Origin of the sequence: Rhodovibrio sodomensis (genome assembly GCF_016583645.1) — a bacterium.
Classification (GTDB): Bacteria; Pseudomonadota; Alphaproteobacteria; order Kiloniellales; family Rhodovibrionaceae; genus Rhodovibrio; species Rhodovibrio sodomensis.
This window is the reverse complement of record NZ_NRRL01000292.1, coordinates 1-724: the sequence shown is the minus strand read 5'-3', so window position 1 is coordinate 724 and position 724 is coordinate 1. Positions and strand designations below refer to the sequence as shown.

Annotated in this window: 1 pseudogene; it reads right to left on the bottom strand. The window is 63.4% G+C overall.

Features of this window, described 5'->3' with window-relative positions:
- Window positions 1-169: 169 nt before the first annotated feature.
- A pseudogene (locus tag CKO28_RS27810) lies at window positions 170-376 on the bottom strand (transposase family protein); the annotation flags it as partial.
- Between the last annotated feature and the right edge of the window lie 348 nt (window positions 377-724).

The window sequence follows — 724 nt, the reverse complement described above, 5'->3', positions numbered from 1 at the left end:
GCGTTTGATGAGCGGGGCGGAGAAACGGAGCGACGGCCCGGACTGAGGCACCGGCATCGGGCGAAAGCCGCCGGCCAACGGCTACTCCCCGGGACCCACCGCCACCGCGCTCCTCCTCGACTCTACTCACGCCACCCCGCCCTACTGGCCGGTCGGTGCATTAAGCGGGGTGACTGGGGATGCCGTTGTTCAGATCCAAGAACTCGTCGAAGAGGTCTTTACGGTCGACGCCGAAGGCCGCGAACTCGGTACAGTTCTGCGCGCCGGCGATCGACGCCGTGAGCGCGATCGTCAGCACCTCCATCAAATTATGCTGCGTAGCATTGCCGGTTCGCGGATCTGGCAGCTCGGCGAAGTTCAACTCGAACCAGGACAACGGGGACCTCCTCTCGATTCGTGTCCCCGTAATTCGAATCGCCAAAAGACGTGTCTGGACGCCCCCACAGATGCAAGCCCTTTTTCCTCGGGTCCGGTGTAGGCATGCGGTCAGGTGCAGTCGTGTCTTCGGCCTCTCGATGTAGCGCGTCAAGCAGCGTGACCGGTTGAGCGACAAGGTCGTAGCCGGTGCGGGTCGATGATGTTGAGGGCTTAGCTTTCGGTGTCGTCACCTCCTTCTGGGTTGTTGTCGGTTTGGTTGTCGCCGAGGCTGTCGCTGTCGGTTGACGCGGCGTCATCCGGCTCGGTTCGGCGGCTGACGGCGGTCCGCCGACGGTAGCTCTCGACG